This window comes from Streptomyces sp. NBC_01410, from assembly GCF_045040195.1.
Taxonomy (GTDB): Bacteria; Actinomycetota; Actinomycetes; order Streptomycetales; family Streptomycetaceae; genus Streptomyces.
The window spans coordinates 3,300,781-3,313,833 of sequence record NZ_CP109530.1 but is presented as its reverse complement, the minus strand read 5'-3'; the positions used below and the strand labels follow the sequence as shown (position 1 = coordinate 3,313,833).

Here is a 13,053-nt window from a genome sequence, read left to right as displayed (position 1 = left end):
CCCCCTAGGCGCTCTTGCTCAGACGGCGGGCGAGCAGCCAGTTCACCGCGCCGATGACCAGCAGGATCAGGAACATCGACCAGGCGATCGCGGAAGCCCGGCCGAGATGGAGATTCACCCAGCCCTGCTCGTACAGATAGAGCCCGAGCGTCTGGAACTGATGATCGGCCCCGCCGGTCGCACCCGCGCTGCCGTTGAACAGCAGTGGCTCACCGAAGAGCTGGGTCGCGCCGATCGTCGAGACCACACAGGTGAACAGGATCGTGGGCCGCAGCGAGGGGACGGTGACATGCAGGAACTGCTGCCACCGCGAGGCGCCGTCGAGCGCGGCCGACTCGTAGAGATCGTTGGGGATGGCCTGCATCGCGGCCAGATAGATCAGCGCGTTGTAGCCCGTCCACCGCCAGATGACGATGGTGGAGACGGCCAGTTGGGAGGTCCAGGTGCCGTTCTGCCAGTCGATCTTGTCGAAGCCGACCAGACCCAACGCCCAGTTGATCATTCCGTAGTCGCGTCCGAAGAGGAGCACGAAGACGAGCGTCGCGGCGGCCACCGAGGTGGCGTACGGAGTCAGCGCGGCGACGCGGAAGAACATCGAGCCGCGCAGCCGGTAGTTCAGCAGATGCGCGATGCCGAGCGCGATCAGCAGCTGCGGCACCGTGGAGATCAGCCCGATGGTGACGGTGTTCCTCAGCGCGTTCCAGAAGAACTCGTCCTCCAGCAGCCGGGAGAAGTTCCGCAGCCCGACCCATTCCATGTCGGTGGGCGCGGTCAGTTCCACCCGGTGCAGCGAGGCCCAGCCGGTGTAGAGCAGCGGAAAGAGCCCGAAGGCCAGGAAGAACACGAAGAACGGCGCGACGAAGGCGTACGGACTCCACCTGACGTCCAGCCGGTAGCGGCGGCTGCGCCGGGCCCGGCGGCGCTGGTCGGCCGCCGACTCGCCCGGTGTGCGCGACTCGTTCGGTATGCGCGACTCGGACGATGTGCGCGGGCCGGAGGGTGCGCGCGGGGCCGCGCCCTCCTCCCCCTGGGAGGGCGCGGCGGCCTGTGCGTCACTTGCCATACCGGTCACTGGTCCAGTGCGTTGTCGATCGCCTTCACCGCCGCGTCCCACCCTTGCTGGGAGGAGCGGCCCTTCTGGTCGACCTGGAGCATGCCCACGTCTCCCAGGTTCTGCGCGATGATCAGGTCCTTCGGCCCGACGATCTGGACCGGAACACCCTCGGCGGCCTTGGAGAAGATCTCCCCGATGGGTGCGTTGCCGAAGTACGCGTGCTTGGCGCCGGAGACTTCGGGCAGGGAGTACGCGGCCTTGGCGCTCGGGAAGCTGCCGCGCTTGGCGAAGAGCTTCGCCTGCTGCTCGGGCGCGGTCAGCCAGGCGGCGAGCTTGGCGGCCTCCTCCTTGTTCTTGCCCGCGTCGGGCACGGTCAGGAAGGAGCCGCCCCAGTTGCTGGGCCGGGGCGCGGCGGCCACGTCCCACTTGTCCTTGCCCGCGGCCCCGCCCTTGTCCTGGATATAGCCGAGCATCCAGGCGGGGCAGGAGACGGTGGCGAAGGTGCCGTTGGCGAAGCCCTGGTCCCAGGCGGGCGTGAACTGCTGGAGCTTGCCGCTCAGACCTTCCGTCGCGAACGACGCGGCGATGTCCCAGGCCTGCTTCACGGCCGGGTTGGTCTTGTAGACGACCTTGCCGTCCTTGTCGTAGAAGCGGTTCTCGTTGCTGCCGGTGATGGCCGACATCACTCCGGTCGCCGAGTCCACGAACGCCGTGCCCTTCGGGGCCTTCGCCTTGAACTGCTTGCCCGCGTCCAGGTACTTGTTCCAGTCGCCGGCCCACAGCTTGCCGACCGCCTCACGGTCGGTGGGCAGACCGGCCTTGGCGAAGAGATCCTTGCGGTAGCAGATGCCCTGCGGCCCTATGTCGGTGCCGAGCGCGATCGTCTTGCCGTCCTTGGTGGTTGCCTGCGCCCACTTCCAGGGCAGGAACGCGTCCTTCTGCACGCCCGCCGTCGTGCCGAGGTCGACCAGCTTGCCCCCCTGAGTGGCAGTGATCTCCGCGATGTTGTTGACCTCGACGGCCTGGATGTCGGCGAGTCCGCTGCCGCTGCCCAGGTGGGTCAGGAGCTGCGGGTAGTAGTTCTCGTTCCGCTCGATGGAGGTCTGCTTGATCTCGATGTTCTTGTGGAGCTTCATGTACTCGTCGTACAGACCGGCCTCCTTGAGACCGAAGGCGCCGAAGACCCCTACGGTGAGGGTGGTCTTGCCCTTGCCCCCACCGCCGCCGCCGTTGGAGGCACTGCCGGTGGGTTCGTCGCTGTCCTCGGCACAGCCGGCCAGCAGACCGGCGCCGAGCGCGGCGACGACCGCGAGGATTACTGCCCTGCGCATTGCGTCCTCCTAGTGCCCTGACGTGCCGACCCCCCGGCCAACTGGCGTGCGACCCCGTTGCGTTGACGTTCTGCGGCTCGGGCGGGGAACGTGCGGGTTGTGTATGACTGAGGTAGGGTGGGAGCGCTCCCATGTGTGATGTGTTGAAGGGTCGCGGCTCGCCGCAGGGGTGTCAAGGCACCCGGCACGTTATGTTCTCGGACGGGAAGCCTGGGGAGGTCGGAGATGGTGTCTCGCACAATCCGTACGCATAACGGCGGGCGGGGCACGGGCAGGCCCACCCTCGAAGAAGTGGCCGCACGCGCGGGCGTCGGCCGCGGCACGGTCTCCCGCGTGATCAACGGCTCGCCGCGGGTGAGCGACGCCACCCGCGCCGCCGTCGAGGCTGCCGTCGCCGAACTCGGGTACGTACCCAACCGCGCGGCCCGCGCCCTGGCCGCCAACCGCACCGACGCGATCGCTCTGGTCGTCCCGGAGCCGGAGGACCGTTTCTTCGCCGAGCCGTACTTCTCCGACATGGTCCGCGGTGTCGGCGCTGCCCTCGCCGACACCGAGATGCAACTGCTGCTGACCTTCGCCGGCAGCGACCGCGAGCGCCGCCGCCTGGCCCAGTACCTCGCCGCCCACCGCGTCGACGGCGTCCTGCTGGTCTCGGTGCACGCCGACGACCCGATCCCCGACATGCTGGAGGACCTCTCCATCCCGGCCGTGATCAGCGGCCGCCGCTCCGCCGACGAGACGCTCGCCGCGGTCGACTCCGACAACTTCGAGGGCGCCCGCAGCGCGGTGGCGCACCTGGCCGCCCGCGGCCGCCGCTCGATCGCGACGATCACCGGACGCCTTGACGTCTACGGCGCGCAGTGCCGCCTGGAGGGCTACCGCGCCGCCCTGGCGGCGTCGGGCCTGCCCCCGGACGCCCGGCTGACGGCTCCTGCGGACTTCACCGAGGAGGGCGGCCGCCGTGCGATGCGGGACCTGCTGGAGCGCTGCCCCGAGCTGGACGCGGTCTTCGCGGCCTCCGACGTGATGGCGGCGGGCGCCCGTCAGGTGCTGCGCGAGTCGGGCCGCCGGATCCCGGACGACGTCGCGCTGGTCGGCTTCGACGACTCGGCGGTGGCCCGCCACATGGACCCGGCGCTGACGAGCGTGCGCCAGCCGATCGAGGAGATGGGGCGCACGATGGCGCGGGTGCTGCTGGAGGAAATCACGGGGCGGGCGACGGGGCGACCGCAGATCGTGCTGCCGACGGAGCTTGTCGTACGCGACTCGTCATAGAAACGATCAAGGGCCCCGGCCTGTCCGCGACGGGGGACGCAGGCAGACCGGGGCGGCTTTCGGGTGCCGGGGATTGCTCCGACACCTGCTGTACGGGGGGCGGGCGGCTCGTCCGTCGCGACAGAGCTGACGTTTCTTACATCACTCGATGGTGAGGCGGCCCGTGCGCAGGATGGCGTGGTTGGCGAAGAGGCCGTCGAGGGGGAACTCGCGGGTCAGATCGCCGGTCCACCTCGTATCAGTCAGATCGCGGTATGAGGGCGCCTTGACGGTGCGGGCCCTGGTGCACTGGGTGAGGATCCACCGGGCCTGTGTCTGGCTGGTGGGCGGGTTGGTGTACATGCTCGCGGCCAGCCGCCACAGGTGGTCGCCGGTTGCAGTGCCGCGGTCGATGAGGCCGACGATGGCGACATCCCCGAGGCCGCGGGAGTCGCTGGACTGTGTGGTGTAGGCGACTCTCAGGCCCTCCAGCGGGAAGACCGTAATGCGGCTGCGGGCGGAGAGAAGGGCAACCACGGCGGCTCCGTTCTGCGGGTGGCGCGCGGCCGACCTTCTCGACGGCCGCGCGCCCGGGGATCGGGGCTCTAGCAGCAGGGGCCGTCGCCGCAGCAGGCCGGCTCGTTGCAGTCCGCCGTCGTGCCCCACAGGGACTCGTCGACCGCGTAGCCGGCTGCGCGGATCTTCCCGACGACGTCGACCATCGCCGCCTTGTCCCGGTACCGGGAGTTCGGGGCGTGGTGGATGTACCGGCCGTAGCGGCTCAGGCACCACTCGGTGTACTCGGTGCTGTGGAGCATGAACGTGTGCCAGGCCGGGTCAACGACCTTCGAGGGCGACAGGCTCTCGCCGGTCCGGCCCATGACGTCGAGGAACGCGAGGCCCTCATCCATCACGCGTTCGGCGACGGACCGCTCCATGCCGTACTCCTCGGCGCAGAAGTCGGCGAGTCGGTTGAAGAGTTCGGCGTTGACGAGCTGGCGCCCCGTGACCTGTTCTGTTGCAAGAGCTGTCATGCGATGCTCCCTCGTGTGTGCTCGGCGCGAGGCCTCTCCTCGCTCCGTCGTGCACGTGCTGGGCCCGCAGCAGGGGCCCGTCACCGCCTCGGCCGGGGTTCCTGGCCGGAGTCATCGGCCGAGGCGGGGCTCATGGGGTGGTAGCTGCCAGTAGCAAGGGCCCGCGCACAGCTCGGTGTTGAGAACGTGGGCGCCCAAACCGCCGCGCGAGGGATTCAGGGGCAGGACCACACTTCAACGTCCAGAACGTGCGCGCTGAGTCGGCCGCGTGCCCACCCGCCGTGGACCGCCCTGGATGTCAGCGGCTGGCCGCATGCGTAACAGGCCCGGCCGGCGTACTGCTCCCACGACAGATCTCCCGCGTCCGGCACGGGTTGGCTCCGGCAGAGCTTCATGGCGCGGTGCGCCCGCGCTGCGGTGGTCACTTCGGCCCGGAGCTCGACGCACGGGGCCAAGTGCGCCTGGTGTACTCGTGCTCGTGGTCGCTCTTGTGGTTGGGGTCGTCGCGCGTGCAGAACGTCTTCGGCCTCTCCGGGGCGAGCTCTCCGCACAGCTTCATCGACCCGACCGGGTACCGAGTCACATCCGTCAGCCGCGTCATACCGCCACCGCCGGCACGGCCAAACCGCGCTGCTCCCGGCACGGGGCGCACGCCGCCAGCGGGAACGGGGGACCGGAAGGCCGGTCAAGCGCGTCGACGACCAAGGCAGTCCGGGACGGTCCCCTGTGCCAGTTGCACCAGTCGACCGTTCCCGCTTCTGAGGCCCCCGAGGGGCGGGCAGATGGGTCCATGGCCAGGACCGTAGGCAGCGTGATTGCGCGATTGCCTGCTGATTGCGCGTGATTGCCCGCGGCGCCGCAGGGGTTGATCCCAGTTGCTTACGTCACGTCCAGCGAAGCACGCGCTCGGCCGATGACGCGGTGCGCCTGGTGCCCGTAGACCGCGGACTCGGCAAGCCACTCCCACGCCCGCTCGTACAGCCGGATGGAGTCCTCATCATCGAGCCACATCTCGGTGTTGATCGTCTCGACGATGACGAGTCGCCGATCGTAGATCCAGTAACCGTGCGACGGAGTACGCCGCAACTGCGCACCCAGCGGCACGATGCCCAGCTCGACGGTGTCCAGCCCGATCAGGCTCACCAGCCGGTCCAGCTGCGCCGCGTGCACCTCCCGCGGGCACGTCCTCACGTACAGGGCGCCCTCCCAGATCAGGAACCGGAATCGCTTGCCCGGCTCGTACAGGGCTTGCTGACGGCGGATCCGCGCCCGTACCGCGTCCTCAACATCCTTCGCGATCTGCCGGAACTCGGCGTTCGACTCGAAGGTGTACCGCGCGTACTCAGCCGTCTGGAAAAGGCCCGGGATCCGGGACACCTCCACCCCGCGGATCATCTGAGTCGCCGACGTCTCGGCAATCGCGAGCTCCTGCCGCGCCCGATGCCCGCCCGCCAGCTGCCGCCGCCACGACCGGTGCTGCGTCTCCAGCGTCTCCATCCCTGTCAGGCGCCCCGCCAGTTCTGCGGCGAGGTCCGGCCGACCTACTGCATGCGCCCACTCGGCCAGATCGGTACGGGACGGGGTTTGCTTCCCGTTCTCCAGGCGCGACACCTTCGAGCGCTGCCAGCCGAGCCGCTCGGCGATGCCTTTACCGTCCAGGCCCGTTCCGGTGCGCAGTTCGCGCAGCCGCGCACCGAGGGCGATCCTAGCCTGCTGGAAATCCGTGCTCACACGGTGGAACGTACCTGCCTCGTGAAGTCGGCGGTACGGGTTGCGTGATGCCATGCCGTGTCCCGGGCCTGGCAGGCGGCGAGGACTTCGGCGGGGTCCTCGCTGACGATGACGCCGAGGGTGGCGTCCTGCTCGTCGAACACGAAGCGGACCAGGGTGCGGGAGTCGAAGAGCCAGAAGTCCCAGTCCGGCAGGCCGTAGCTTTCGGCGTCCGCGCGGGTGAGGTTGCGGATGTCCTCGCCTGCGGCGACGTTGCCGAGGCCGGAGGCGAGGAGGAACCGCTGCCCGTCGGTGGGCGGTGTGTCGACGATGCGGACCCTCTCGAACCGCTTCCCGTGCGCCACCTGCGCGGCGACGTTGGTGCGCCAGTCGTCGAACGGCTCGGCCGCGATGTCCTCCCCGGCCTGCCACCGCTGCCACTTCGGGCTGTTGCGGTCGGAGGCGTAGCCCCGGCGGGTCTCCAGCCTCCACGCAGTGTGCTTGAAGTCGCGGAACAGGTGGGCCACTTCCGTGAACGGCACCATGGCCTCCGGCTCACTCCGCGGGGCGAAGCGGGTGAGGAGGTCACGCGGGACGATGACGAATGTCTCGGAGTCCTTCACATCGCGGAGTCTGGCCAGTTGCTCGGGGTCGGTCACGCGCTCGCCCTGAACGAGGATGTCCCCTGTCGCCTCGACCTGGTAAACGGTGGGGCAGTCGCCGCCGTCGCTGGTGGTGCCGATGAACCTGAGAGTCATAGGGCCCTCCGTGCTGGCTGGTTGGGGGTCCAGGATGCGCCGGACAGCTGGAAAACGCCTGCGGATTGCGTCAGATTGCGGAGCACTGCCGCGCCGAGCTGGTTGCGCGCAACCCGGCATCGCGGGAGGCCCCTGCCTCCCCGAAGGGAGAACACGCTTGTTGTAGCCGGACTGCTGGGCAGGTATGGGAAGGGTGGCACAGATGGGCGCGGGCGTGCCGCAGGCATCGGGCCTCGGAGGTAAAGCCGAGCATGGCCTGCATCATCGCCAGGGTGACCAGCTCGGCGTCGGTGAGCTGCGGCGCGATCCCCACGGCTGGCCGCCACGGCGCCATCGTCCCCGCGGGCACCCCTTGAAATTGATCATCTAGTGAGTCCTACCGGTCACCGGTACACCAGAAAGGACCGTGGCATGGCCAGCGACCGTCTCATGCGCATCCACAGCGCCGAGTTCCAGGACATGGCCGAGAGGGTCCTGCGGGTCACCGAGCTCACCTCCCGCCTGAACGTTTTGCCCTTCGAGGACGAAGCGGGCAAGGCGGAAGTGTTCGAACAGATCCTCGGCAAGCCACTGCCACCGAGAGTCACGATCTATCCGCCCTTCTACACGGACCACGGCCTCCACCTCGACCTCGCCGAGCGCGTGTTCATCAACCAGAACTGCACGTTCCTGGACTGCGCCGGCATCCGGCTCGGCGAGCGCGTGATGATCGGCCCAAAGGTCACGTTCATCACCAGCGGCCACCCGGTCGATCCCGAGGAGCGGAGGCTGTACCTCACCGGCGCACCCATCGACGTCGCGGAGAACGTGTGGATCGGTGCCGGTGCAACAATCCTGCCCGGCGTCAGCATTGGCCGTGATGCCGTGGTTGCCGCTGGCGCGGTCGTGGCCGATGACGTTCCGCCGGCAAGCCTGGTGACCAGTAGTAAGGCAACCGTGCACCGACGGTGGTGACGACCTCTCCGGGGCCACGCCGAGCCCCGGACTACGGGCAGTCATCAACCCCATTGGAAGCCTGGCGCCCCTTCCCGAGGCAACTGGATCCAGTCCAGGGGGCGAGGCACCCTCCGCTCGCTCACCCCGTACGATCACTGACCCCTTGGAATTGATCATCTAGACCTGATCGGTGACCGTGCCGTCCCTGGGGGCGCTCCAGGATGCTCGCCACGGACAGACAATGCGGCCGGGCCAGGGGGCTGCGCTCCCGTCGTGTTCCCAAAGTTTCGGGCATGAAGAAGGGCCGACCCGTTCGCACAGGTCAGCCCTTGATCATTCAGGGTGAGTAACGGGACTCGAACCCGCGACATCCTGGACCACAACCAGGTGCTCTACCAGCTGAGCTATACCCACCACGACCGGTCACTTTCCGACCGGCCGAGAAAAAGTGTACAGGGTCCCGGAGGGTGCTCGCGCCCGGGTTTACGCCCCCTTCGCGACGGCCCCCTCCAGCCCTGCGCGGGTCCTACTCCGCGGGAAGGACGTGCTTCGCCGCGATCTTCTTCGCGGTGTCCGAGTCCGGTCCGGGCTGCGGCACGAAGACCGCCTCCCGGTAGTAGCGCAGCTCCGCGATGGATTCGCGGATGTCCGCCAGCGCCCGGTGGTTGCCGTTCTTCTCCGGACTGTTGAAGTACGCCCTCGGGTACCAGCGGCGTGCCAGTTCCTTGACCGAGGAGACATCGACGATCCGGTAGTGGAGGTACTGCTCCACCTTGGGCATGTCACGCAGCAGGAAGCCGCGGTCGGTGCCGACCGAGTTTCCGCACAGGGGAGCCTTGCCGGGCTCCTTGACGTGCTTGCGTACGTACGCCAAGACCTGCTCCTCGGCGGCCGCGAGCGTGGTGCCGCCCGCAAGCTCGTCGAGGAGGCCCGAGGCGGTGTGCATCTGCCGCACCACCTCGGGCATCGTTTCCAGCGCCGCGTCCGGCGGGCGGATCACGATGTCCACCCCTTCGCCGAGCACGTTCAGTTCCGAGTCGGTGACCAGTGCGGCCACCTCGATGAGTGCGTCGTCCGCCAACGAGAGCCCGGTCATCTCGCAGTCGATCCACACCATGCGATCGTTCATGCGTCCTACCTTAGGTCCTGCCCGGCCGACCAGGCCGGGCTCGCGTGCCCTGGCACGGCACCTCGCTGCGTTGTCGTCAGTCGCCTACGCTCCGCGTCGGCTCCTTCCTCCGCCTTGCGATGCACCATGCCAGACCCCGCTCCCTGATCCGGCCTGATCGACCGGACAGGGCCCAGGTCCCCCGGCGATCGGGGGGCGGCGTCGCATCCCGTCGGACTATGGCGCACTCCGCTGGCCCGGCAGGCTCGGACGGCCGTGGCCCGACGCGTACGCGTCGGGCGGAGGCTTCCCGAGCTCCGGCGGAGCGGCCGAGGTGGCCGCCGGTCCCGTCGCTCCGGCCGCCGCCGCGGCCCTTCTGGCCTGGGGACCCGCCTGCGCCGGTACGACGGCCTCCACCACCGGGGGCGGTGCGGACTCGCTCTGCGGACGGCGGACCCGGTAGGCGGCCCGGTACGCGGCCGGTGAGGAGCCCAGCTGGCGCCGGAAATGGCCACGCAGCGCCACCGGCGAGCGGAAGCCGCAGCGGCCCGCGACCTCGTCGACCGAGTAGTCGGAGGTCTCGAGCAGCCGCTGGGCCTGAAGCACCCGCTGGGTGATCAGCCATTGCAGCGGCGCGCTGCCGGTCAGCGAACGGAATCGCCGGTCGAAGGTGCGCCGGCTCATGTACGCCCGGGCCGCCAGGGTCTCCACATCGAACTGTTCGTGGAGATGCTCCAGAGCCCACGAGACGACCTCGGCCAGCGGGTCCGACCCGATTTCCTCTGGTAAAGACCTGTCCAGATACCGCTCCTGCCCCCCACTGCGGCGCGGCGGCACGACCAGCCTGCGGGCCAGTGCCCCGGCGGCCTCGGTGCCGTGGTCGGTGCGCACGATGTGGAGGCACAGGTCGATTCCGGCCGCCGTCCCCGCGGAGGTGAGCACATCGCCGTCGTCGACGAACAGCTCGCGCGGATCGACATGGACGGACGGATATCTCTTGGCCAGTGTCGGCGCGTACATCCAGTGGGTGGTGGCCGGACGGCCGTCCAGCAGACCGGCCGCCGCGAGCACGAACGCACCCGTGCACAGGCCGACGATCCTGGCCCCCTCCTCATGCGCCCGGCGCAGCGCGTCGAGCGCCTCGGGCGGTGGCGGTGACGTGATCGACCGCCATGCCGGTACGACGACGGTGCCTGCTCTGCCGATGGCCTCAAGGCCGTACGGCGCGGTCAGTTCGAGCCCGCCGGTGGTCCGCAGCGGGCCTTCCTCGCCACCGCAGACGAGCAGTCGATAGCGGGGAACTCCGGCGTCCTGACGGTCAATTCCGAACACCGAGAGCGGGATGGAACTTTCAAAGATGGGGCCGCCGCTGAACAGCAGCACCGCGACAACCTCCCGGCGCCGGCGGCCGGAAAGCTTCCGCGCTGCCTCCGGTGCGGCGGAGTCCTGACTCATGACGCTAAGCCCCCCTCGGTGTTCGCGTCTCCCCGTTCGTTTCGGGCCTTTCGCTCCTGCACGTTTCCCCTCGGTTTTGCACGAGTCCCGAGTCTTCGATACTCATGATCGAATCTACTGTGTCTCGTGGCGCCGACGTGACAAGTTCGGCATGCCCCGCTATGTCGACATGGCAACTTGGCGCGAAGCATTCGATCACGAAGCGTTCCACTCGTCGGGCGCCCAGGGAAGTGCGCCTGGCACTCATGGCCCATCCACGTAGGGCGCAAGGGCCGCGAATAGTCCTTTCTTCCCTGGTGGCAAGGGGGTTGGCAGGCCATTTCGCCAAGGGAGAGCCAGTGGCGCGAAGTTGGCTGAAATCATACGGGTGCGAGTGTACGAACCCGTCAGCCGCCGGGCGCACTTCCCGCCCCGTGCCGACCGCCCCGGCGCGCCCCCGGACCGGTCCGCGCGCGGCGGCCGCGCGGCGGCGTGGCCTCGGGCGTACGGGCCCGGGCCGCACCGCGCTCGGACTGGCGCAGCAGCACCCGGCAGGCGGCGGTGACCGCGGCGAGACCGAGGGCCGCGGCGGCGGCCCCGCCGACGGACGTCCCGTACACGACCAGCACGACAGGCACGAGCACACAGCTGAAAGCCGCCCAGCGGACCACGTCGCCGGCTGACTCGGACGAGGGGTGCGGGACGCGCCCGACGGGCCCGGCGGGCGCCTCCTGCTGCCGTCGCGGCGCGCGGCGCCGTCCGTGCTGCGGGGCCGGGGAGGGGGCGGAAGCCGGGGCGGACGGTGGTGCGGACACGGAAGCTCCCTGGAGGCGGCGGGGTGACCGAGGTGCCAACGACAGGCGCAGCGGTTCGGTCACCCTGAGGCGTCCCCGGCGGTGTGCCGGACGGCTGTACACACCAAGCGTGTACACACCAAGCGGCATTGCCATACGGGGCGGGCTCGGGCATGCTCCCTGGAACGCCGTGAGAGGGCCTGTGGGCTCTGGGCAGGGGAAGGAGTGTCGCCGTACCCTTGGGGGTATGGGCCAGGGAAGATGATTCCCGGACACAGCTCTGCCGCCCACCGTCGCCCTCCCATGAGGATCTGAACGCCGAGACACCGATGGCCGGTCACGAATTTCCCGAACCCGCGGACCGCAAGCAGGTCGCCGACCCCACGTCGGACCTCCAGGCGGCAGAAGAGACACGTCATTCCTGCGATCCGGCCTTCCGGCACGGAGTCGTCGTCGGCTTCGACGGGTCGACGTCCAGTGAGCGGGCGCTCGCCTACGCCATCGGCATGGCCAAGAGGTCCGGTTCCGGCCTGATCATCGTCCATGTCGCCAACCGGCTGCCCACCACCGTCTGGGCGGGCTGTGAGCCCCCGGTCTTCGTGGATGTCCCCGATCACCGCACCGAGGTGCTGGGCCTAGAGCTCGCCTGCGCGGACTATCTCGCCGAGGTGCCCTGGATCCTGGTCGAGCGCGGTGGCGACATCTGCCACGAGCTGGAGGAGGTCGGCCGGGAGTATTCGGCCGACGCGATCGTGGTGGGCTCGACGCACGGCATCGTCGGGCGCCTCTTCGGCTCGGTGGCGGGACGGCTCGCGAAGCGCGCGCAGCGGCCGGTTGTCGTCATCCCGTAGCCAACCCGTAATCGCGCTTCCACTTGCGCTTTCCGCCCAGGTCGCGCGGGGTCAACTCCCTTGGTACGCACGGAAATCTACCCACCCGTACAGGTGGATTGTGCGCTTGTGAAGGGTAGATAAGGGTGGCTGGTAAGCAGCACAACTGCACAGGACACGAAGGGAGCCCGCCGTGGACAGCGAAGTCTCTGCGGGAAGCGCTACTACCTCGACTCTCGGCCACCTCGCGCTCGGACTGACCCTGCTGGCGTTCGGCGTCGGCCACACTGGTGTGATCGACAATGTGGCGGCGACGGACGCCGCCGGTCTCGCGACGTGGGTGGGCGGCGTCGCACTGTTCATCATCGGTCTTCTCGAGTACCGCGCGGGCAACGCCGGTGCGGGCACGGCGTTTTCGGGTCTCGGCGCCTTCTGGTTCACCTGGGGCACCGGGGTCGGCACGGAGATGTCGGCCGAGGCGGCAGGCCTCTTCCTGCTGCTGTGGGCGCTGCTCGCACTCACCCTGACCGCCGCGTCCGCGGGCAGCGGGCTGTTCGGACAGGGCGTCTACGGGCTGCTGTTCGTCTCACTGCTGCTCATAGGCATCGCGTCGTTCGCGGACAACGACGGCCTGGCCAAGGCGGGCGGCTGGGTCGGCGCGGTCGCGGGCCTCGCGGCCTGGTACGGCGCGACGGCCGCACTCGCCAAGTGGCCGACCTTCTCCGGACGCGCTGCCGGCCGTGGAGTGACGGCCACCGGCTGAGGCAGCCGCAAGCCGGCGCCTGGGCCGCGCCGGCTTACCCAAAGGAG

The 13,053-nt window shown here is 69.3% G+C and carries 13 protein-coding genes, 1 tRNA gene and 1 pseudogene; 4 read left to right on the top strand and 11 right to left on the bottom strand.

Features of this window, described 5'->3' with window-relative positions; all coding sequences use genetic code 11:
* Positions 1-4: 4 nt before the first annotated feature.
* Both OG741_RS15085 and OG741_RS15080 read right to left on the bottom strand, forming a co-directional pair.
* On the bottom strand, positions 5-1,063 hold the full coding sequence (locus OG741_RS15085; RefSeq protein WP_405597994.1) for a carbohydrate ABC transporter permease: 1,059 nt from the start codon (positions 1,061-1,063) through the stop codon (positions 5-7).
* A gap of 5 nt (positions 1,064-1,068) precedes the next feature.
* Positions 1,069-2,385: an ABC transporter substrate-binding protein gene (locus tag OG741_RS15080; protein WP_405597992.1), complete on the bottom strand. Its 1,317-nt coding sequence runs from the start codon at positions 2,383-2,385 to the stop codon at positions 1,069-1,071.
* Between the two features lie 225 nt (positions 2,386-2,610).
* On the opposite strand from OG741_RS15080, the gene OG741_RS15075 reads away from it, so the two are divergent.
* Entirely contained in the window at positions 2,611-3,660 is a 1,050-nt protein-coding gene (locus OG741_RS15075; protein WP_405597990.1) for a LacI family DNA-binding transcriptional regulator, read from the top strand.
* Between the two features lie 141 nt (positions 3,661-3,801).
* Here OG741_RS15075 and OG741_RS15070 read toward each other — a convergent pair whose 3' ends face one another.
* The 5 genes and pseudogenes from OG741_RS15070 to OG741_RS15050 form a co-directional block, all read right to left on the bottom strand.
* Positions 3,802-4,176: a hypothetical protein gene (locus OG741_RS15070; protein ID WP_405597988.1), complete on the bottom strand. Its 375-nt coding sequence runs from the start codon at positions 4,174-4,176 to the stop codon at positions 3,802-3,804.
* 68 nt (positions 4,177-4,244) lie between these two features.
* Complete coding sequence (locus OG741_RS15065; RefSeq protein ID WP_405597985.1) at positions 4,245-4,673, bottom strand: hypothetical protein; 429 nt, start codon at positions 4,671-4,673, stop codon at positions 4,245-4,247.
* Positions 4,674-5,552: 879 nt separating this feature from the next.
* Complete coding sequence (locus OG741_RS15060; protein ID WP_405597983.1) at positions 5,553-6,404, bottom strand: helix-turn-helix domain-containing protein; 852 nt, start codon at positions 6,402-6,404, stop codon at positions 5,553-5,555.
* Positions 6,401-7,141 carry a DUF6879 family protein gene (locus OG741_RS15055; protein ID WP_405605570.1) on the bottom strand — a complete coding sequence of 247 codons (741 nt, stop codon included), beginning with the start codon at positions 7,139-7,141 and terminating at the stop codon, positions 6,401-6,403. Before OG741_RS15055 ends, OG741_RS15060 begins: the two co-directional genes overlap by 4 nt.
* A 150-nt stretch (positions 7,142-7,291) precedes the next feature.
* Positions 7,292-7,475: pseudogene (locus tag OG741_RS15050) on the bottom strand (IS982 family transposase); the annotation flags it as partial.
* A gap of 77 nt (positions 7,476-7,552) precedes the next feature.
* Here OG741_RS15050 and OG741_RS15045 point away from each other — a divergent pair.
* Entirely contained in the window at positions 7,553-8,095 is a 543-nt protein-coding gene (locus OG741_RS15045; protein WP_405597981.1) for a DapH/DapD/GlmU-related protein, read from the top strand.
* A 323-nt stretch (positions 8,096-8,418) separates the two neighbouring features.
* On the opposite strand, the gene OG741_RS15040 is transcribed toward OG741_RS15045, so the two are convergent.
* The 4 genes from OG741_RS15040 to OG741_RS15025 all read right to left on the bottom strand — a co-directional run bounded on the left by OG741_RS15040 (position 8,419) and on the right by OG741_RS15025 (position 11,434).
* Positions 8,419-8,491, bottom strand: a tRNA-His gene (locus OG741_RS15040).
* Positions 8,492-8,603: 112 nt separating this feature from the next.
* Positions 8,604-9,206, bottom strand: a complete 603-nt coding sequence (gene orn, locus OG741_RS15035) for an oligoribonuclease (protein WP_266476179.1) — start codon at positions 9,204-9,206, stop codon at positions 8,604-8,606.
* Positions 9,207-9,422: 216 nt separating this feature from the next.
* Positions 9,423-10,640, bottom strand: a complete 1,218-nt coding sequence (locus OG741_RS15030; RefSeq protein WP_405597978.1) for a GlxA family transcriptional regulator — start codon at positions 10,638-10,640, stop codon at positions 9,423-9,425.
* Positions 10,641-11,026: 386 nt separating this feature from the next.
* The gene (locus OG741_RS15025; RefSeq protein ID WP_405597975.1) at positions 11,027-11,434 is read right to left on the bottom strand and encodes a hypothetical protein; all 408 of its coding nucleotides are present in this window, start codon (positions 11,432-11,434) and stop codon (positions 11,027-11,029) included.
* Between the two features lie 308 nt (positions 11,435-11,742).
* On the opposite strand from OG741_RS15025, the gene OG741_RS15020 reads away from it, so the two are divergent.
* Together OG741_RS15020 and OG741_RS15015 are read left to right on the top strand one after the other, a co-directional pair.
* On the top strand, positions 11,743-12,264 hold the full coding sequence (locus OG741_RS15020; RefSeq protein WP_266476182.1) for a universal stress protein: 522 nt from the start codon (positions 11,743-11,745) through the stop codon (positions 12,262-12,264).
* A 172-nt stretch (positions 12,265-12,436) separates the two neighbouring features.
* Positions 12,437-13,006 carry an acetate uptake transporter gene (locus OG741_RS15015; protein ID WP_405597972.1) on the top strand — a complete coding sequence of 190 codons (570 nt, stop codon included), beginning with the start codon at positions 12,437-12,439 and terminating at the stop codon, positions 13,004-13,006.
* Positions 13,007-13,053 lie beyond the last annotated feature (47 nt).

What these genes read in the sequence shown, in the direction of transcription:
- OG741_RS15085 (WP_405597994.1), bottom strand. Translation starts at nt 1,063, where the DNA reads ATGGCAAGTGACGCACAGGCCGCCGCGCCCTCCCAGGGGGAGGAGGGC.
- OG741_RS15080 (WP_405597992.1), bottom strand. Translation starts at nt 2,385, where the DNA reads ATGCGCAGGGCAGTAATCCTCGCGGTCGTCGCCGCGCTCGGCGCCGGT.
- OG741_RS15075 (WP_405597990.1), top strand. Translation starts at nt 2,611, where the DNA reads ATGGTGTCTCGCACAATCCGTACGCATAACGGCGGGCGGGGCACGGGC.
- OG741_RS15065 (WP_405597985.1), bottom strand. Translation starts at nt 4,673, where the DNA reads ATGACAGCTCTTGCAACAGAACAGGTCACGGGGCGCCAGCTCGTCAAC.
- OG741_RS15055 (WP_405605570.1), bottom strand. Translation starts at nt 7,141, where the DNA reads ATGACTCTCAGGTTCATCGGCACCACCAGCGACGGCGGCGACTGCCCC.
- OG741_RS15045 (WP_405597981.1), top strand. Translation starts at nt 7,553, where the DNA reads ATGGCCAGCGACCGTCTCATGCGCATCCACAGCGCCGAGTTCCAGGAC.
- orn (WP_266476179.1), bottom strand. Translation starts at nt 9,206, where the DNA reads ATGAACGATCGCATGGTGTGGATCGACTGCGAGATGACCGGGCTCTCG.
- OG741_RS15030 (WP_405597978.1), bottom strand. Translation starts at nt 10,640, where the DNA reads ATGAGTCAGGACTCCGCCGCACCGGAGGCAGCGCGGAAGCTTTCCGGC.
- OG741_RS15020 (WP_266476182.1), top strand. Translation starts at nt 11,743, where the DNA reads ATGGCCGGTCACGAATTTCCCGAACCCGCGGACCGCAAGCAGGTCGCC.